General features: G+C 43.3%; 18 protein-coding genes. 3 read left to right on the top strand and 15 right to left on the bottom strand.

All coding sequences use genetic code 11. From position 1 onward, the window contains the following. Nucleotides 1–52: 52 nt before the first annotated feature. The 10 genes from DFR58_RS01755 to speE all read right to left on the bottom strand — a co-directional run bounded on the left by DFR58_RS01755 (nt 53) and on the right by speE (nt 10,269). Entirely contained in the window at nt 53–1,282 is a 1,230-nt protein-coding gene (locus DFR58_RS01755; RefSeq protein WP_114296094.1) for a BaiN/RdsA family NAD(P)/FAD-dependent oxidoreductase, read from the bottom strand. 109 nt (nt 1,283–1,391) lie between these two features. Continuing rightward, entirely contained in the window at nt 1,392–2,291 is a 900-nt protein-coding gene (locus tag DFR58_RS01750) for a MurR/RpiR family transcriptional regulator (RefSeq protein ID WP_114296093.1), read from the bottom strand. Nucleotides 2,292–2,342: 51 nt separating this feature from the next. After that, the gene (locus tag DFR58_RS01745) at nt 2,343–2,510 is read right to left on the bottom strand and encodes a YpmA family protein (protein WP_114296092.1); all 168 of its coding nucleotides are present in this window, start codon (nt 2,508–2,510) and stop codon (nt 2,343–2,345) included. Nucleotides 2,511–2,853: 343 nt separating this feature from the next. Further along, nucleotides 2,854–4,395, bottom strand: a complete 1,542-nt coding sequence (locus DFR58_RS01740) for an oxaloacetate decarboxylase subunit alpha (RefSeq protein ID WP_114296091.1) — start codon at nt 4,393–4,395, stop codon at nt 2,854–2,856. Between the two features lie 23 nt (nt 4,396–4,418). Then, nucleotides 4,419–4,799: a biotin/lipoyl-containing protein gene (locus tag DFR58_RS01735; protein WP_114296090.1), complete on the bottom strand. Its 381-nt coding sequence runs from the start codon at nt 4,797–4,799 to the stop codon at nt 4,419–4,421. A 91-nt stretch (nt 4,800–4,890) separates the two neighbouring features. Continuing rightward, nucleotides 4,891–6,441, bottom strand: a complete 1,551-nt coding sequence (locus DFR58_RS01730; RefSeq protein ID WP_114296089.1) for an acyl-CoA carboxylase subunit beta — start codon at nt 6,439–6,441, stop codon at nt 4,891–4,893. A 215-nt stretch (nt 6,442–6,656) separates the two neighbouring features. Then, nucleotides 6,657–7,223, bottom strand: coding sequence for a tRNA 5-(aminomethyl)-2-thiouridylate-methyltransferase MnmM (gene mnmM, locus DFR58_RS01725; RefSeq protein ID WP_114296088.1), 567 nt, complete (start codon nt 7,221–7,223; stop codon nt 6,657–6,659). A 237-nt stretch (nt 7,224–7,460) separates the two neighbouring features. Further along, nucleotides 7,461–8,342: an N-carbamoylputrescine amidase gene (gene aguB, locus DFR58_RS01720; RefSeq protein WP_114296087.1), complete on the bottom strand. Its 882-nt coding sequence runs from the start codon at nt 8,340–8,342 to the stop codon at nt 7,461–7,463. Nucleotides 8,343–8,357: 15 nt separating this feature from the next. Continuing rightward, nucleotides 8,358–9,392 carry an agmatine deiminase family protein gene (locus tag DFR58_RS01715; RefSeq protein WP_114296086.1) on the bottom strand — a complete coding sequence of 345 codons (1,035 nt, stop codon included), beginning with the start codon at nt 9,390–9,392 and terminating at the stop codon, nt 8,358–8,360. Between the two features lie 49 nt (nt 9,393–9,441). Then, nucleotides 9,442–10,269: a polyamine aminopropyltransferase gene (speE, locus tag DFR58_RS01710; RefSeq protein ID WP_114296085.1), complete on the bottom strand. Its 828-nt coding sequence runs from the start codon at nt 10,267–10,269 to the stop codon at nt 9,442–9,444. A 245-nt stretch (nt 10,270–10,514) separates the two neighbouring features. Here speE and DFR58_RS01705 point away from each other — a divergent pair, with 245 nt between their 5' ends. Further along, on the top strand, nt 10,515–10,988 hold the full coding sequence (locus DFR58_RS01705) for a DUF5362 family protein (protein ID WP_114296084.1): 474 nt from the start codon (nt 10,515–10,517) through the stop codon (nt 10,986–10,988). 179 nt (nt 10,989–11,167) lie between these two features. Continuing rightward, complete coding sequence (locus DFR58_RS01700; protein WP_114296083.1) at nt 11,168–11,344, top strand: DUF1540 domain-containing protein; 177 nt, start codon at nt 11,168–11,170, stop codon at nt 11,342–11,344. 77 nt (nt 11,345–11,421) lie between these two features. Here DFR58_RS01700 and DFR58_RS01695 read toward each other — a convergent pair whose 3' ends face one another. The 3 genes from DFR58_RS01695 to DFR58_RS01685 form a co-directional block, all read right to left on the bottom strand. Beyond that, a complete protein-coding gene (locus DFR58_RS01695) occupies nt 11,422–12,177 on the bottom strand; it encodes a pseudouridine synthase (RefSeq protein ID WP_114296082.1) in 756 nt (251 codons plus the stop codon). Between the two features lie 13 nt (nt 12,178–12,190). Then, nucleotides 12,191–12,847, bottom strand: coding sequence for a PilZ domain-containing protein (locus DFR58_RS01690; protein WP_170137994.1), 657 nt, complete (start codon nt 12,845–12,847; stop codon nt 12,191–12,193). Between the two features lie 187 nt (nt 12,848–13,034). Beyond that, on the bottom strand, nt 13,035–14,447 hold the full coding sequence (locus DFR58_RS01685) for a cellulase family glycosylhydrolase (protein WP_114296080.1): 1,413 nt from the start codon (nt 14,445–14,447) through the stop codon (nt 13,035–13,037). A 1,108-nt stretch (nt 14,448–15,555) separates the two neighbouring features. Here DFR58_RS01685 and DFR58_RS01680 point away from each other — a divergent pair. Then, nucleotides 15,556–17,034: an Lsa family ABC-F type ribosomal protection protein gene (locus DFR58_RS01680; protein ID WP_114296079.1), complete on the top strand. Its 1,479-nt coding sequence runs from the start codon at nt 15,556–15,558 to the stop codon at nt 17,032–17,034. Nucleotides 17,035–17,170: 136 nt separating this feature from the next. Here DFR58_RS01680 and DFR58_RS01675 read toward each other — a convergent pair whose 3' ends face one another. Both DFR58_RS01675 and DFR58_RS21725 read right to left on the bottom strand, forming a co-directional pair. After that, nucleotides 17,171–19,603 carry a rhamnogalacturonan lyase family protein gene (locus tag DFR58_RS01675; protein ID WP_114296319.1) on the bottom strand — a complete coding sequence of 811 codons (2,433 nt, stop codon included), beginning with the start codon at nt 19,601–19,603 and terminating at the stop codon, nt 17,171–17,173. A 74-nt stretch (nt 19,604–19,677) separates the two neighbouring features. Beyond that, on the bottom strand, nt 19,678–19,896 hold a 219-nt coding region (locus DFR58_RS21725; protein WP_207659093.1), incomplete at its 5' end, for a dockerin type I repeat-containing protein.

Below are 19,896 nucleotides of genomic sequence, written 5' to 3'. Positions count from 1 at the left end.
ATGCACGGATTAAGGTAAAAATACACACTACCTGGGGCTGTCTGTAAAAATATCAGCAGCTTGCTCCCGCTAAAAATCCCGTTGAAAACGCAATTGTAAGATTAAATCCTCCCGTATATGCATCTACATCTATTACCTCCCCTGCGAAAAACAAGCCCTTAACAAGCTTAGATTCCATAGTAGAAGGGTTTATTTCATTTGTACATACTCCTCCCGCAGTGACAATTGCCTCCTTAATAGGCCTCGCCCCCGTTATTTCCAGCTCAATACTTTTGAGCAGTCTTACAAGCCTTCTTCTCTCTTCTCTTGTTATTTGATTTACATATTTATAAGGCGAGATTTCCGAGAGCTTTATAAAAACAGGAATAATTTTTTGAGGCAGCAGCTCCCCCAGAGAATTTTTAAACTGCTTTCTGGAATTTTTCTCAAAATCCCTTTGTACCCTGTCGTCAAGCTTTTCCTCCGTCAATGCAGGCTTCATGTCTATAAGCATTCTGATATTCCTGTAATCATAATTCAGCAAATGCCTGCTCGCGCTTAATATAACAGGCCCGGACACTCCGAAATGAGTAAATATCATTTCACCGAAATCACTGTATATTTTCCTGCCCTCTTTATTAATAAAGGTTACGGATATATTCTTTAAGGATAAGCCCTGAACCTCCCTTACCCATTCCTCCCTCACCAGCAACGGCACAAGAGACGGCTTTAAATCAGTCACTCTATGTCCAAGGCTTTTCGCCATGATATAACCGTCACCCGTAGATCCTGTTCCGGGGTAGGAGGCTCCGCCCGACGCAATTATGACAGCATCACAGTCTATTCTCCTCCCATCTTTTAAAACAACGCCCCGTACCTGTCCCAAAGCTTCGTTAATACATTTTACAGCGGAATTAAAATGCACCTGTACCCCGTGTGTGTCTATAAATTTTTTTAATGCCAGAACCACATCCTGAGATTTATCCGATACGGGAAAAACCCTTCCTCCTCTTTCCACCTTTGTATTTAAGCCATAACCCTTAAAAAATTCTATCAAATCGGTATTTGAAAAGGTATAAAAAGCCGAATACAGAAAGCTGCCGTTTCCGGGAGTATTTTCAAGCAAGCCCTCTATATCCATATTATTGGTTATGTTGCATCTTCCCTTTCCTGAAATGAGTATTTTTTTACCCAGCCTGTCGTTTTTCTCAAGAAGAATAACCTCATTTCCCTTCTCTGCCGCCTTCCCGGCAGCCATAATTCCCGCCGCCCCTCCGCCTATAACCACAACTCTTTTTGCCATTGCAATAGCTCCTTAAGCTTAATATATATATTATTGCCAAATTCAAAAAAATAAGGGCGAATTAACATTCACCCCATCTTACATCTGACACACTATGTCCTGGCAATGCTCAATAATCCTCTTTTCCGGCAGCATCCCCACTGTCATATTTTTCGTATACCTGATACTCATCCCATATCTTTTCAAGCTTTTCAAATGTGCCGTAAATCTGATCCCTCTTTTTCATCCCAAGAGCCACAATAAGAGCATTTATAACACTTAATGGAGCAACAAGCGAATCTACAAAGGATGCCATATCGCTCCTTGCTATAAGAGAGTGATCGGCACATGCCGCAAGAGGAGACTCGCCACTGTCTGTAATAGCTATAACCGTAGCACCCTGACTTTTTACAAATTTCATGGCGTTTATTGTTCTTTTGGAATATCTGGGGAAGCTTATGCCTATTACAGCATCCCCTTCTGAAACCTTGATAATCTGTTCAAACATTTCACTCACGCTGGTGGTATGCACAAGCCTTATGTTGTCAAATATTATATTAAAATAAAAGCCCAAAAAGCTCGCTAAGGGCGCAGAGCTCCTTACCCCCAGGATATATATTTTTTTTGCCGTCAGAAGGCTTTCGATAACCTCGTTAAACACCTCCTGATTTATTTCCTCGAGAGTAATCTTTATCTTCTCCATATCCAACTGCAAGACACTCTTTAAAATATTATCCTCGCTTATCCTGTTTGACGATACCTCCATCCTTTGAACCGATGTAAGCTTGGTTTTTATAAGTTCCTGCAAAACCTTCTGCAGCTTGGGATAGCCGTCAAAGCCCAATTCTATGGCAAACCTTACAACGGTAGACTCACTGACCCCCACAACCTCTCCTAACCTTGCTGCAGTCATAAATGCAGCCTTTTCATAATGATTTATTATATAATTTGCTATAAGCTTTTGTCCCTTGCTCAAAGCCGACATGTTTTCCTGAATATTTTTAATAAGATCCTGCATTTTACTTTCCATCCTTTAAGCCTCCTTATATATGTAAACACCCAAAGCAATCAGGTATATGCATCACGTCTCATATATTGAAACAACCATTTTTTCTCCTTTTTTACTCAATCCGAATATGACATCCCTATCCTTGAGATTTTTATTAAGAAAATCCACAATCCTGTATATCTCCAGATTTGCATTTATTTCTAATGTAGCTCTCAATTCCAGCTTATCCTCAAAACTCATTAAAGAGTCCTCCTATGTATTTACTTTAATAATCCTATATCGGTTAAAATATGTACAAGAAATATTTTTATTCTTTACCTGCATTTTTTTATACGAGTTTTTTGTATTTAACCTAATACCATGGAAGTATGAAAAATTGTATTATATATCTATATTACATTTTTGCAGGATAAAAATCAAGCTGCTGCAAAATTATTAACTGCGGCAGTCAAACTATTTTCGTTCCATATAAAAAATGCAAAAATCCCAATACCTTCAAAAAGGCCGTATGATTGGGGCTTATTCCCAGTCATACGGCCTTGAAATTATAAATATTTAGTTCAGGCAGCGGCATGCAATGAAGCTACAGCTTGGTCTGAAACCTTTGCAGCCTTCCTGCCGTGCTCCAGACAGGAGCCGTCTGAGGAACACGTCTAAAAGACCTTACAACAAGATTATATCCCGGCTTAGACTCCATCGAGGCCACAGCCGCAGTTATGGCAGCCAGTATCTCTCCGTTTGCCTCTCCGGCATTTTCCTCAGGTGCGCCTTCCTTCTTGCTTTTCATATCCTTGCGGTATTTAAAGAACTTTTCAGCCACCTGAGGCAGCAGTGCATACGACAGCACATCCTCATCCTGTTCCATAAATTCCTTTATCTGCTCTCTTATGCTGTCAAGCTCGGGAGCAATTAAGTCTGCGGGCCTGCAGGTTATGGGCTTCTCTTCTCCCAGTATCTGCTTTGAAATGGCATCAGGCACCGGAGCGGGAGTTTTTCCGTACTCACCCTTAACCACTGCCTTTGACTCCTTTGGAACCATTTTATACCTTTCTCCCGTTACAATGTTCAAAACAGCCTGAGTCCCAACTATTTGACTGGTAGGAGTTACAAGTGGAGGATACCCAAAATCTTCCCGCACTCTCGGTACCTCCTTCAGAACATCCTCATACTTATCCATGGCATTTGACTGCTTAAGCTGCGAAACCAGATTGGAAAGCATACCTCCCGGAACCTGATATATAAGTGCGTTAACATCAACACCCATCATTTTGACATCCAAAAGCCCGCTCTGCACATAGCTGTCCTTCAAAGGCCTGAAGTAATCTGCAATTTCACTCAAAAGGCCGAGATCGTAGCCCGTATCATAGGGAGTTCCCTTTAATGTAGCTACAAGAGGCTCTGTCGGAGGCTGGGACGTTCCCATAGCCATAGGCGAAATAGCGCAGTCCACTACGTCTATTCCCGCCTCTATTGCCTTTAAATATGTCATAGAGGCCACTCCGCTGGTATAATGGGTATGAATCTGCAAAGGAATTTTGATATTTTCCTTTATCGCCTTTACAAGCTCATATGCTTCATATGGTATAAGCAATCCCGCCATGTCCTTTATGCAAATTGAATCGGCGCCCATTTCCTCCAATGTCTTTGCATCGTTTACAAAATGCTGGAGCGTGTGCACCGGGCTTATTGTGTAGCAAACCGTCCCCTGTGCGTGTCCCCCCTCCTTTTTGCAGGCCTTTATGGCTGTTTCCAGATTTCTAACATCGTTTAAAGCATCAAATATTCTTATTATATCCATTCCGTTTGCTATAGCCTTGCGTACAAAATACTCGACCACATCGTCGGCATAATGCTTGTACCCAAGCAGGTTCTGCCCTCTTAGAAGCATCTGGAGCTTTGTCTTTTTTACACTTGACCTTATCTTTCTCAATCTTTCCCACGGGTCCTCGTTCAAAAATCTAAGGCATGCGTCAAAGGTAGCGCCTCCCCACGCCTCAAGCGAATTATACCCTACATCGTCAAGCTTCTCCAATATGGGAAGCATATCCTCAAGCTTCATTCTTGTGGCGATTAAAGACTGGTGTGCATCTCTTAAAACCGTTTCCGTGATTTTAACCCTTGCCATAATAATACCTCCTTCCGGCTGCCTTATGCTATAGACACCATTACATCTCCCGCATTGACCGACGAGCCCTTGGCAACATTTACCGCCGCCACCTTGCCGTCAGAAGGAGAAACAATCTCATTTTCCATCTTCATGGCCTCAAGCACCAAAAGTATCTGCCCTTTTTTAACAGTATCCCCGGCACTCACGTTTACCTTAAGTATTGTACCCGGCATGGGAGCCTTTACAGAAGCCGCACCCTCCGGTGCAGGTGTCGGCGCCTCCACGGGCTTAGGAGCGGGTGCAGGAGCAGACGACGGTGCAGGAGCGGAAGCCTTTGTCTCTGCAGGGGCTACCTCCGCCTTTACCTCTTCAACCTCTACCTCATACTGAGTTCCGTTTACCTTTATCAGAAATTTTTTCATAATCCACATCCTCCTGTTTTTGTATCATTTTATTGTTTTACTTCGTATCAATAAAAGCTTTTATATAATTAACTCACTGAATTTATATATCCTAAAGAGGTATATTTCCATGCTTCTTGGTTGGCCTGCCCTCTCTCTTTCCGGCAAGCATCTGAAGTGAATTTATAATTCTGGGCCTTGTCTCAGAGGGCTCAATTACATCATCCACATAGCCTCTTGCTGCCGCAACATACGGGTTGGAAAACTTGTCCCTGTACTCCTGTATTTTGTTCTTTCTTTCCTCAGCGGGGTCCGCCGCCTCTGAAATTGCCTTTCTGAATATAAGGTTTGCCGCCCCCTCGGGCCCCATAACGGCAATTTCGGCTGCAGGCCATGCCAGCACTACATCCGCACCTAAGTGCTTGCTGTTCATTGCAATATAAGCACCTCCGTATGCTTTTCTTACAATAATGTTTATCTTAGGCACAGTGGCCTCCGAAAAAGCATACAGCAGCTTTGCTCCGTGCCTTATAACACCGCTGTGCTCCTGACCGACTCCGGGAAGATAGCCCGGCACATCGGTAAAGGTGACAAGAGGTATATTAAACGCATCGCAGAAACGTACAAACCTGGCGGCCTTGTCGGCGGAATTCACATCGAGAACTCCCGCCGCAAAGCTCGGCTGGTTGGCTATTATTCCTATAGTGCTTCCATCCATTCTTGCGAATCCTATTAGTATATTCTGTGCAAAATGCTTTTGAACCTCAAAGAAGTCCCCTCCGTCAACAATTTCGCCTATAACCTCCCTCATGTCATAGGGCTTGCTTGCCTCCTCCGGTATCAGCGTGTTAAGCCTCTCCGACATTCTGTTTACATCGTCTTGATTGGCATAAGCCGGTGAATCGGTAAGGTTATTGTCGGGAAGAAAGCTTATAAGCCTTTTTATGTCATCCATACATTCCTGCTCGCTTGAGTACTTGAAATGCGCTACACCGCTTACTGAATTATGAATGTCAGCCCCTCCGAGCTGCTCGGTGGTGACGGCCTCTCCGGTAACCGATTTTATAATCTCCGGTCCCGTAATGCACATATAGCTTGTCTTCTCAACCATGAATATAAAGTCCGTAATTGCCGGGGAGTAAACAGCCCCGCCCGCGCAGGGCCCCATTATTACCGAAATCTGCGGTATTACACCCGATGCAAGAGTGTTCCTGTAAAATATGTCTCCATAGCCGCTCAGCGAATCGACACCCTCCTGCACCCTGGCACCGCCGGAGTCATTCATGCATATAAAGGGCGCTCCCATTTTTATAGCCATGTCCATTGCCTTTGTTATTTTTCTGGCATGCATCTCACCCAGAGAGCCTCCTATAACAGTAAAGTCCTGCGCCGAAGCATATACAAGCCGCCCGTTTACGGTACCATAGCCCGTCACCACTCCGTCTCCCGGAAGCTTTTTCTTCTGCATGTCAAAGTCTATTCCTCTTGTTTCCATATAAGCGTCCGTCTCAACAAAGCTGCCTTCGTCAAAAAGCATCGTCATTCTTTCCCTTGCAGTCATCTTGCCCGCCTTATGCTGCTTTTCAATTCCCGCACTCCCGCCGCCTAAAGCAACCTTGGCTCTTCTCTCATGCAATTCCTTTATTTTGTCAGCATTACCCATTGTTAAAACACCTCATATTCTTTATTATATATAAGCATTTTTATCATATGATATTATCACCTGGTGCTAATTATACTAAAAATTATATATTACTTAAGCACTTTATGCAATAATTTCCTTGTAAAAATTTTTATAATATAAAATTATAAAATTTTTACAAAACAGGCTGCTTAAAAAAGGATATCATTTTCGATCGCCCATTTAAGCAGCCCGTTTCATTTCAGCCTCTCTATGCAAACAAGTATGGGAGGACAATTCGGCTGATTGACAAATTCCGTTTTCATAACCTTAAAGCGCCTGTAGTCTATCTCCTGTATATACCTCATAAACGCTTCCTTCTCATCAAAGCCGCTGTCTCCCCCGTAGTAGACAACAACGGATATTATCCCTCCAACCGCTATAAGCCCCATGCCATTTTCAACGGCCTGTATTGTGGTTTCGGCTCTTGTGCCTATGCTGTGGTCTCCGCCGGGAAGATATCCAAGGTTGAACATTACGGCCTTCACATCCCCCGAAACATAGCGATCCATATTCTGGTGCCCGTCCCTTATAAGTGTTGCCCTTTCCGAAAGCCCTCTTTTGTCCAGGAGAGCGGCGGTTTTTTGCAATGCCTCACTCTGTATGTCAAATGAATATACCATTCCCGCTTCTCCCACAAGCTCCGCGAGAAAGGCGGTATCATTTCCATTCCCCGCCGTTGCATCTATTGCGCTGTCTCCCTTTTTAACAATACTCCGTATTATATCGTGGGACTGTCCCAGTGAATTTTTTATTACCTCCATACGCAATGCCCGCCCTTATATCACAATTATATATTTAGCAATAAAGATTTTACATGGAGGATATAACTTGATGGAAGAAATTTTTTTTGACCCGTAAGGAATACATCTAAGAAAAGTGCCTGATGACATACCCGTGAGACATTTCCCCGCAAGGCGTCTTTTCGTTGCTATTAAAAATTTCTGTAAGCAATTATAGCCTCCATGTTTGTAAAATCTTTATTGCATCCTATATAGCTTTTAGAATATACTGCCGTCGCTTGTCAATATCTGCCTGTACATTTCAGGCCTCCTGTCCCTGAATACTCCCCACGAGGCTCTGTGTCCGGCAATTTCATCAAGGTCGAATTCCCATGTAAGAACAGCTCTGGACTTCCTGTCTGCTTCTGCCACCTTTTCCCCGGTGTGGTTTGTAATAAAGGACGATCCGTAAAAGGTCACCGCGGTCTGACCCTCTCCTTCGGTTCCGATCCTGTTGGAAGCAATAACAGGCATGATGTTGCACGCAGAATGTCCCTGCATACACATCTGCCAATGGTTTTTGGAATCAACCCCCGCGTCGGCCGAGTCCTCGGGCTCTGAGCCTATGGCGGTAGGGAAAAGCAGAAGCTCCGCGCCCATCAGGGCCATGCAGCGCGCAGTCTCGGGGTACCACTGATCCCAGCATATTCCCACCCCTATTTTTGCATACCGCGTATCCCACACCTTAAAGCCTGTGTCACCGGGATTAAAGTAAAACTTTTCCTGATACCCCGGCCCGCATGGAATATGTGTCTTTCTGTATACTCCAAGAATGCTTCCGTCGGCATCTATCACCGCCACTGAATTATACCTTGCATTGTTTTTTCTTTCATAAAAGCTGATGGGTAAAACCACCCCGAGCTCCCTTGAAATGGCTTTGAAATGCCGTACAGCCTTGTTCTCCTCCAGAGGTGCGGCATAGCCATAGCATACAGTGTCCTCCCTGCTGCAAAAGTAAGGCCCCTCAAAAAGCTCCTGCAAAACTATTATATGAGCGCCCTTTGAAGCGGCCTCACGAACAAGCCCCTCAGCCCTCATTATATTTTCATCAGTATCCGCGCCGCACTCCATCTGTGTGGCTGCAACCACAACCTTCAACAGCCCTTCCTCCCTTCTTTAAAAAATTCCTGCGGGCACTCCCCGCGGCATCTGCTGGGTTATGCAGTGTACATTCCCTCCTCCTCTTGCAATAGGCATACCATCCACAGCTACAATCCTTCTGTCCGGGAAAGCTCTTTGCAGGACATTTTTTGCGTTGGAGTCAGTTTCACTGTGCTTCCCTCCAAAAACCGGAAGAATAATACCTCCGTTTACAAAATAGAAATTTATATAGCTGAGTGTCAAATACGCGCCGTCATAAAGCTCTTCTCCCGGCTGCTCAATTTCTATTATCTCAAGGAATCTCCCTTGTGCGTCGGTACAGCCTTTAAGAATTTCAAGGTTCTCCGCCGATCTTTCATAATTGGGGTTATTTTTATCCGAGGATATCTGCACAATTACCTTTCCCGGCCCTGCAAAGCAAGCGACATTATCTATATGTCCGTCGGTATCATCCCCGTATAAGCCGTTCTTTAGCCATATAATCTTTTTGGCTCCAAGATATTTCTTTAGCATGTCCTCTATTTGATCTTTATTCATATGAGGATTCCTGTTTGCATTTAACAGGCACTGCTCGGTAGTGAGAACAGTTCCTTCACCGTCTACATGAATCGAACCTCCCTCCATAATCAGAGGCGCATCAAAGCATGGTATTTCAAGGCAGTTTAAAACCTTAAACGCAACCATGTCGTCATAATTAAACGGGTATTTTCCCCCCCATGCGTTAAACCTCCAGTTTATTCCCGACAGCTCTCCCCTGCTGTTAATCACAAAGGTCGGCCCATTATCCCGCATCCACGAATCATCATGCAGCATTTCCAGTATTTTTATACCGCCCCCGCAAAGCCTTTGTGCCTGTTCTGCAAGCTCGGGCCTTGCTATCATAATAACAGGCTCAAATTGAGCAATACTTTTGGCAGTATTCGCAAAGGCCTCAAGCACCTCCTCAAACGGCTCCGGCCACAGGGCCTCCTTAATGGGCCATTCCATAAGAGTTCCCATGTGCTCCGACCACTCGGGGGGCATTGCAAAGCCTAATTCCGACGGAAACATACCACACCTCCCAAACACTATATTTATAAGCCCGCAAACAGAAAAACAATCACTTTACAAGCTCCGCGGCAAACCTTGGCAGGGCAAATGCTGCCTTGTGAACATCCGCACAGTAATACTTTGTGTCAAGCTCAGGAATTTTAGAAGTGTCTGTCTCTATCGGGTCATACTTTTTAGAGCCCATGGTAAAGCTCCAGTACCCGCTGGGGTATGTAGGAATTGCGCAGGTATAAAGCCTTGCTATGGGGAAAACCGACTTAACATCCCTGTATACGCCTTTTATAAGCTCCTTATGGAAAAAAGGAGACTCAGTCTGCGCCACAAATATCCCGTCCTCCTTCAAAGACTCATAAATAGCCCTGTAAAAATCAACCGCGAATAATCCTACCGCCGGACCCACAGGATCGGTAGAATCAACCATAATTACATCAAATTCGTTCTTATGCTCCTGCACATACTTGATACCGTCGGCTATTTGCACATCCGCCCTGCTGTCACTAAGCGCGCAGCTTATCTCAGGCAGGTATTCCCTGCACAGCTCTACCACCCTTCCGTCTATTTCACATAAAACAGCCTTTTCAATTGAAGGATGCTTTAAAATTTCCCTTATGGCCCCGCCGTCTCCTCCGCCTACAACCAAAGCCTTTTTGGGGTTGTTATGAGTAAACAAAGGCACATGGGTTATCATTTCGTGATAAACAAACTCGTCCTCAATAGTGGTCTGGACAGTACCGTCCAAAACAAGCATTCTTCCGAATTGCTCCGTTTCAATCAGGGCCATTTCCTGAAATTGAGTCTTCTCCGTGTGATACGTTTTTTTTGTCTTGCAGGTTATGCCAACTCCTTTTGTTTGAAATTCAGTATACCAAAGCTCCATATCATCCACTCCTAATGTATTTATTTTTTATACCGTTTACAAGGCCAATCTAACAAAGCCGTTTTACCTCTATTTTTAAACACTATCATTGTAAATTGGAAAATTTATTTTGTCAAAATAAATTTATATTCAGTATAAATAAAATTTGCCCACATTGAATAAAATTATTTATGTACTCTGTGTCGGTTATGATATAATATTTTTGTCAAAAAATCCTATGACTATTTATAAGGGGGGATCGTTTTATGGAAAACAACAGCGATAAGGATCTTGAAAATGAATTAAGTCCGCAGCAGTTCAGTAGTCCGGAATACCCAAACGCGCAGTCCGGACAGCAATATTTCTCTATTAACATGAGTATGGGTGATTTAAAAAGCTTTACAGGGTGGGCCACTTTCAGAGCTATTATAGATATAATAGCAGGAGCCTTTTCATGTCTGGGCATAATAACCGCGGCATATGGAGTACCTATGATAATGGCAGGGGTCAAGCTTTTAAACGCGGTGGATAATATGAAGAGATATATGATGGAAAATGACGCTCAAAATATATCCCTGTGCTATTACAATCTCTTGAAATATTTTAAGCTAAATGGAATATCTACCATAGTCAAAATAGGATTTAGCATATTGATTATAATTATATATATAATTTTAATTGCCGCCATTATATCTAACGGAGGAGATACCTTTTTCCGCGATTTCAGCAATTATTACTAATTTTAACCAGAGTACTAAAAAAGCAACGATATATTTCCTTAAGACGCGCGTTATTTGTAATAAACCGGCGATATGCTTCAATTTCCGCATATTGCCGGTTTATTTACATATATAAAGCATATTTTCTGAGCAAAATATATCTTGAGAACAAATAATCTTTATAGGAGGCTTGAATCAAAATGTCAACTTGTCAGAGAATTATGTGTTCGGTAGGAAGCTGTATTTATAACACTAACAAAGACAATTTATGCACATTGGATGCAATACAGGTAAGCGCATCCGCAAAATCGGACAGCGGAGCGCCTTATGATGAAACGCTATGCGCAAGCTATAAAAATCACGACAAAAAGAAGTAGCAAAAGCATCTCATTATTTAATCTCCAGTTTGTTGAAGCAAAAAGCCCTTCCGTTTAAAGTCAGGCAGGCTGCAATTTCATTCCTTTGCAGCCTGCCTGGCTAAATTTTGTTTATACCTTAGGCTTTTTACCTCTTCATCACTTAAATATCTCCATTTTCCCTCGGGCAGCTCTCCAAGCCTCAGCATCCCTACAGAAATCCTTTTTAATTTAATAACCGGATGTCCTATTGCCTCACACATTTTTCTGATCTGCCTGTTTTTGCCTTCGTGAATTTTGATTTCAACAACCGCGTTTATGAAATTCCCGATTTTTTGTTCTTCAACAATTTTAATTTTTGCGGGGGCAGTTATATATTCCTCAATCCTTATTCCCCTCCTGATTAAATTCATCTCCCTCTCAGCCGGTACCCCCTTCACCTCCGCAACATACACCTTCTCGGTCTCATGACTGGGATGGGTCAGTTCATGAGCAAGCTGCCCATCATTGGTAAGAAGCAGCAGCCCTGAGGTATCATAATCTAACCTTCCTACCGGAAAAACGCGGTGTCCCTTATCGTCTATAAGATCGATGACAGAAGGTCTGGAAAATTGATCCCTTACTGTTGTAATATATCCCGGGGGCTTATGCAGCATTATATATATTTTATTTTTATCCCGGCACATCCTTCTTCCTTTAACCTCGAGGACGTCGCTGTCGGATACCTTAACACCCATATCGGTGACTGTCCTTCCGTTCACCGACACATATCCTTCTTTTATAAGCTCTTCACATTTTCTTCTGGACGCGACGCCGGCCTCCGCCATATATTTTTGCAGCCTTATTTCCTCCATCAGTACCGATCCTTTATATTAATCCGTCAATATGCTTGCTTTCATCGGAGCTCAGCAAAAAGATAAGCCTGTCAAGCAAATCCTTGCTTCTTGCACTCATATATATAAACTCCATTCCATACTCATACCCGTTATCCTGCGGAATACTCCTTGTTACTCTGGCCTTCAGCTCCAACGCATCTCCTTCTCCCGTATCGAGAGGCACATTTAAGTCTACCAGCGTGCCGTTGCTTATAAATGTCCCCATTTCCATAGCTGCACCTATAACGCTTATATTTTTGATACGGGCGTTATATACCTTCCGGTCGCTTGAAAGCTGCGCCTCAGCGGTAAAATCCACACAATATCTTTTAAAAGCCCTGCTATTTTCATATTTGCTTATGCTGCTGACACAGATACATATACCGGCAGGGTTCACGGCACTAAAATCCTCTACACTGCCGCAGACATCATATTCATACCTTCCGTCAACAAGCCTGCAGGATACCTGTTCTCCTTTGCATGGGTTATACTTCTTAAAGTCTCCGTTAACACAGATATATATAAGCTTCCCCCTTATATCCCGTATAATTCCCATAGCCGGTTCATCTGCATACTGATGCCTTATAAATGCCACAGCGCCCTTTGGAATGATCGGCTCCGATTCACCCCGGCATTCTGCATAGAGCATATTTAACCCCTCCATTAAACTAAATTGCAACCTCACAAAATATGTACGCCGCATGGCTGACAGGATAATTTTATCATTAAATCGTATTAAATGGCAATGGGGTACATAAAAAGCGGGCCGGAGTTTTTACGCCCCAGTCCGCTAGCACCTCGCAACAGAATTGATCTTTGGCAGTCAGGGTACTGGTTTAATTTACGGGAATGCTGCCTATGATACCAAGCAGGTACTGCTTCATAATGGCAAAGTCGACTGAATTTACTGCATTGTCGCGGTTGAGATCCAGCACCTTATTATATGTACTCTCAGAATCCAACAAATACCTCTTAAACTCTGCAAAGTCCGTAGAATTAACTTTTCCGTCACCGTTGCAATCCCCATATACCAATTCAGGCCCCTTAAGAGCATACTTTAGCATTCCATCTACAATTTCAGGATATCTAATCTGGCAAGCCGCTCTGTCGAAGAAGCCGAATAATTCACCGGTACCTGTAAATGCATTATTATCCCACAAGAAGCAGCTAATTCCCCGTGCCGTAGCTGCAGCAACATAATAGGAGGAATATTCTACTCTTGACTGTAGATTATCATTCTTATTTCTTGCTCCGAACTCACCGATTACTACCGGGATGCCCTTGCTGGTATACTTGCTGTATAAGGGATCCATAAAGCTTGTCACACCGCTGACGCTTGTGGGATCGTTAACACTCCAATAGTTGATTCCGCCCTCGTTCTCTGCCTGCAGCGCAAAATTATACGGTGAATATGCATGTACTGAAACTATCAGCTTGTTTACATTGCTGGAAATATCATTAGGCAGTCTAAAATACTGGTTTGTCGCTCCGTCGGGCGATGCACAATACCCCGGGCACATAAGATACCTGCTGGCATTGTTGCCTCCTGTTGCGCGCACCGTATCAACAAACGCCTGATTTAAGGTATTGATGGTATTTATAGAGTCGATTACATCCGCATTGTTTATATCAATCCACCATTCGTTTACATGACCGACAAGGCGAGGCTCATTAATTGATTCAAAAATAAGGCGGTTGTCATAGCTTGCAAACTTTGCCGCAAGCTGTGACCAGATAGAAGTCACATAGCGTCTGGAGCTTTCCCTGTAAGCACTGCTTGGAAAGTAATATCTCCTGTCAATATCGTGGTGAATATTTAAAATGACATACATATTATTGTCAATACAATAATTCACCACTTCCTGCACACGGTTCAGCCATCTGTCACTGATTTTAAAATCTGTGCCGCTTACGTGGTTATGCCATGAAACCGGAATACGAATGGCATTAAAGCCTTTTTGCTTTAAAAAGTCTATCATTTGCTTGGTGGTATATACTCCCGACCATGTTGCTTCATACTCCATTTCATCGGTCAGCCAGTTGTTGTCAATAGCGTCAAACGTATTACCTAAGTTCCATCCGAGCCTCATGTTGTTCACAAAGCGCATTGCATCGTTATCCGGAATATTTTTCTTTGGAATATTCAGCTCGGGGATTACCGCACCTCCGGCCGCATAAGCACTTAATACCGGCATGACTGTCATAAGAACAATTAAAATGCTCATTAAAAAAACCATAGTCTTTTTCATTAAATTTACCCCCTCAATTTAGTCACAGCTAAAAAGCTATGCTATTCACAATAACAGACATCCAAAAAGTCGAGCTTTTCGTTTTAATTCATCTTTTGTAAAATCCGAAATTAAGATTAACTAATGCCAATGTGGCAGTTACCAATTAGATACAGGAATTATTAAGCCTGTGTGCTGTATATGTAAATAGAAAATGTACAATAGATATGAGGGCTTGTAGAATTATATAAATTCCCTGCAAATATGAATTCAGCTTAAAGGAAAAATAATAAAATACACTTTACGCATTCAGGTTGTGACAAGTAATTTACTCTATGTTACCACATCGGAAATCCTTATTATTCTGTTATCTTCACCTGCCTTTCATCCCTGAGGCTTGTACTGATTTACCTGCTGTTTTCTGCCGGCACAACGTTGCATGCACCGCCACCCGGTTCCCAGAGTTGCTGCAAAAGCAGATAGTCCCGCACACAAGTTTTCCATTTCTTATATGCTATTGATAGTATACCTTATTATGGCTTAATTTTCAAATATTTTTTGTAGACGGATAATTATTCAAAAAAAGAATTACAGCTTTTTCTTCAACCCGCATTAGAAGGCGATAATGTGTCCAGCTCAATTGGCTACGCAGTGCGTAGCTATTTGGAAAAGTCATATATACTATTATTAGATAAATATTCCATCATAAATTCTCCTTTATCCTCAAGCAGCAAATATAGTAATAATCTATCTGAATTATATAGCATAATGAAAATTTGCGCAATTGAGGGAAATTGAGCATCTCACAAAGCTTCCACACGTATTTGTTGAATCTTTAAAATAAATATGGTATAATTCATTAAAAATGATGCGATTGGAGTTGAAAAAGTGTTTAACCTTTCTTGCTGATTATTTATATAAAACATAATAAAATAACAGTGCATATAAACATTGCTTATTTTGTTATGCTTATGCGGAAGGTTAATTATTTTTCACTTGTAGGCACTTATATATGATCGTCACACCCCTTGACAGGGTCTGGCTTTGCTAAACTATTTGAGCTGCGAGAATTAACTTTCTTGCAGCTTATTATTTTTGCTTCTTAACTATTTTTTAGGAGGATAAAATTATGTCTTTAATAAATGTCACAAATCTGACCTTCAGCTATGACGGCAGCTACGATAACATATTTGAAAATGTAAGCTTTCAGATAGATACAGATTGGAAATTAGGCTTTACCGGAAGGAATGGGAGGGGGAAAACAACATTTCTTAATTTGCTGCTTGGTAAATACGAATACAGGGGCACTATTTCTTCAAATACCTGCTTTGAATATTTTCCCTTTGAGGTAGAAGATAAGGAAATCATAACCAGCGATGCAGTAAATAAAATTTTCCCCGAATATCTGGAATGGAAATTGATGCGTGAGCTTTCATTGCTGGAAGTATCTGAGGATGCTTTGTACCGCCCTTTTAAGTCATTATCCGACGGAGAACAGACCAAGGTACTGCTTGCCGCTTTATTTCTTAAGGAAAACAGCTTTCTGCTGATTGATGAGCCAACCAATCACCTTGACATAAATGCAAGAAAGCTTGTAAGCAAGTATCTTAATTCTAAGAGCGGTTTTATTCTGGTATCACACGACAGAGCCTTTCTTGATAACTGTGTTGACCACATACTTTCAATCAATAGGTCAAATATAGAAATCCAGAAGGGCAGCTTTTCAAGCTGGTGGGAAAACAAAAAAAGGCAGGACAGCTTTGAGCTTTCAGAAAACGAAAAGCTTAAGAAAGATATCAGCCGCCTTTCGGAGGCCGCAAAACAAGCAAGCGACTGGTCAGACAAGGTGGAAAAAACAAAAAATGGAACAAGAAACTCCGGCTTAAGGCCAGACAGAGGATATATCGGCCACAAGGCCGCCAAAATGATGAAGCGCTCAAAGTCCATTGAAGACAGGCAGCAAAAGGCTATTTATGAAAAATCCAAGCTTCTTAAAAACATAGAAGACTCCGACAGCCTTAAGCTTTGTCAGCTTGCTTATCACAAAAGCCGGCTTGTGGAGCTTGAGAATGTTTCAGTTTTTTATGGGAGTAAAATAGCTTGTAAGGATATCAGCTTTACTATTGAGCGAGGTGACAGAATCGCGCTTACAGGTAAAAACGGTTCGGGGAAATCAAGCATTATAAAGCTTATTCTTGGAGAGGATATGGATTACACAGGCACTTTCAGGAAAGGCAGCCGGCTTAAGATATCCTATGTTTCTCAGGATACGTCATATCTTCAAGGCAGTTTAACCGACTACGCTTTAAATAACGATATTGATGAAAGCCTCTTTAAAGCAATTTTGAGAAAGCTTGATTTTTCAAGAGCTCAATTTGAAAAGGATATATCTGATTTCAGCGGAGGCCAAAAGAAAAAAGTGCTGATTGCGGGAAGCCTTTGTGAGAAGGCCCATTTGCATATATGGGATGAGCCCCTTAACTTTATAGATGTTATCTCGCGTATGCAGATAGAGGAGTTACTGCTTGAGTACTCACCCACTATTCTGTTTGTAGAGCATGACAGTGAATTCTGCAAAAATATCGCGACAAAAAATTTTGAGCTTTAAGCCTGCAATATCTCCCACAAGCCTATAGGGCTGTTTAATTTCGGTATTGTGCAGCGGATTTACTCCCGGAATTGTAACGGCGCCGATGACTTTATAAGACATCGGCGCCATCATAATCCCGAATATAAAGAATGTGTCAGAACTCTGAAATCATCTCAAGCAGGTACATCCTGATTTTCAGGTAATCAAGGGTGTCAACGGTACCGTTTCCGTCAACATCCGCCGCTTCAAACGCATTACCTGTTAAAATTTCATATTCCAGTATATGCCTTTTTACAAGGGCAAAGTCTACTGTGTTCACGCTGCCGTCATTGTTGACATCTCCCTTTTTCACCGTCGACACTTTAACATCCAGTTGGTCTATATTTGCCAAATCCTGCCCGGTGCTTTCTATGCGTATTGTGTTGGCAGTCCCTGCGGACAGCGTTGCATTTACCTCGTGTACAGCCCATGTCGTCCATGAGCCTGTGGGACTGAAGGTTATATCCTGCCATGCCCCTCCGTTTACCTGCATCCTTCCTGTTCTGGAGGTATCGGCTCCCAGAGCGTTCCTAAGCTTGATCACCGTCGCACCGCCTGAGCCTCCGTCAACATTCCTGAATTCAAGGTATCCTCCGCTTACCGACATATTGACATAGCCAGTACCGTAATAGCCTGTGTGCTTGTTCTCAAAGGTTGTCTCATTTCCGCCGTACACCGCGTCCTCCGCTTGATACAGGCTGCCTCCCGGCACCGGCTCAAGTATACCCCCCGCCATATAAATCTCAGGCACAGGAGGCTGGGCCATTCCGCTGCCTAAGAAAAATCCTGTGTGGGGAGGCTGGTTATACGCCACATTCTGCCAGGCAACCCCCATCCGGTAAACCGGGTCGTGCATAAGGGTATAAATCCGTCTGTTGGTGCTTGCCGTAGTTGTATAGATACGCAGATATTTATTGTCGGATGTCCTCCAAATCACTTCCTCACGCCAGTCTCCAAGAATATCTGCCTGCAGGCAGGGAGTGGCTTTTGTGCCGTTATTGGAATCGCAGCCGACCGCGGAAAGCAATGTTCCCCCGCCGTATTTGCTTATGGTTATTCCGTCCAGAAGCTCCCTTAGCTCATCCCCGTCCCACCATATGGCAAAATTCGTGGGTGAAGGGGCCGAACCTATATTCTGGCCTGTGCTGCTGTATAAGGGAGAGCCTGAAGCCCATACCTCCTCTCCGGGATAGCTTGCCGTCAAATCCGCCGAACACGCCCTGCCTATGTCACGCGAGGCACTATAGCTCCATAATACCCTCCCCGTTTTTGCCTCACGGAAGGATGCTCCAATACCTCCGTTGCCTGCGGTATCCTCATGACAGCTCCATACCTCAAGCCCGGGGGAATTTGGATTAAGATCCCCCAGATGCATTGCATCCCCATGCCTTAAGTTGGTATTATAAAGACCCTTCCCGTTATCGTCAATAGTGCATGAGCCGTATACTATCTCATCCCTGCCGTCACCGTCCACATCGGCCACACTGAGGTTATGGTTCCCCTGCCCCGCATAGCCGGAATTGCCGCTGCTGTTGCTGTCAAAGGTCCAGCGCTTTGCAAGAGTGCTTCCGTTCCAATCATACGCCACAAGCACCGTTCGTGTGTAATATCCTCTGCACATAACAAGGCTTGGGCGTACACCGTCAAGGTACGCAATGCACGCCAGAAATCTGTCCACTCTGTTTCCATACGAATCCCCCCAGCTTGATACCGTGCCTCTGGCGGGCTCATACTGAGTTGTATAAAGCGCCTTTCCTGTAGCTCCCTGGAATATCGTAAGGTACTCTGTGCCCGACAATACATATCCCGATGAATTACGGTGATCCGCACTCGCGCTGCCTATGACAGCCCCTGCCGCATCCTTTGTTCCGTCGGCGGTTTTACAGGCTATCTCGGCCTTTCCGTCACCGTCAAGATCATAGACCATGAATTGAGTATAATGCGCTCCTGCCCGTATATTCCTTCCAAGATCGATTCTCCATAAATGTGTTCCGTTCATTTTATACGCATCAAGGTATACATTCCCCGTATATCCGCTTTGCGAATTGTCCTTAGCGTTTGAAGGGTCCCACTTGAGCACTATTTCATATTGTCCGTCTCCATCCAAATCTCCCACACTACAGTCATTGGCACTGTAAGTATAAGCAGCCCCGTCAGGGGTAGTCCCTCCTGCAGGTATTTGCAAAGGAATAGAAAGATAATTCTGGCCCCATACTCCTACAGGTATTGATTTCGCGCCCTCTACCCCACCGATTACAGTACTTACGGCATATTTGGAGCTTGAAGTCCCTCCGGAATCGCTATAATTGCTGGCTCCTGTAACAGTAGCAATCCTGACAGAATCACGGTACAGGTTGTAGGCAACACTTGAAGCCTCTGTCCCTAGTACACGCCAGCTAACAAATACGCCGTTGCTTATTTTTACAGCAACCACTCCGCGGTCAAGACTCTCCATCTGGCGTGCAGCCGCCCGCACACTTTGCTGGGGAGAGAGAAATATAATTATTTGGGCAAAAATCAGAAAAGCTAAAGCTAATTTTTTAAGCATTTTCATACCTCCTATAATTTTTGTTTCTTCCATGCCATATCCTAAGAAAATAGCAACAAGCACCTCATGTGTTTTCAAAATTCCGAAATCATCTCAAGCAGGTACATCCTGATTTTCAGGTAATCAAGGGTATCAACGGTACCGTTTCCGTCAACATCCGCCGCTTCAAACGCATTACCCGTTAAGATTTCATATTCCAGTATATGCCTTTTTACAAGGGCAAAGTCTACTGTGTTCACGCTGCCGTCATTGTTGACATCTCCCTTTTTCACCGTCGACACTTTAACATCCAA

This window comes from Anaerobacterium chartisolvens, from assembly GCF_003337415.1.
In the GTDB taxonomy this organism is placed as follows: Bacteria; Bacillota; Clostridia; order Acetivibrionales; family DSM-27016; genus Anaerobacterium; species Anaerobacterium chartisolvens.
Note: the sequence above shows the minus strand (reverse complement) of the source record. Positions and strands in the feature narration are given on the sequence as shown.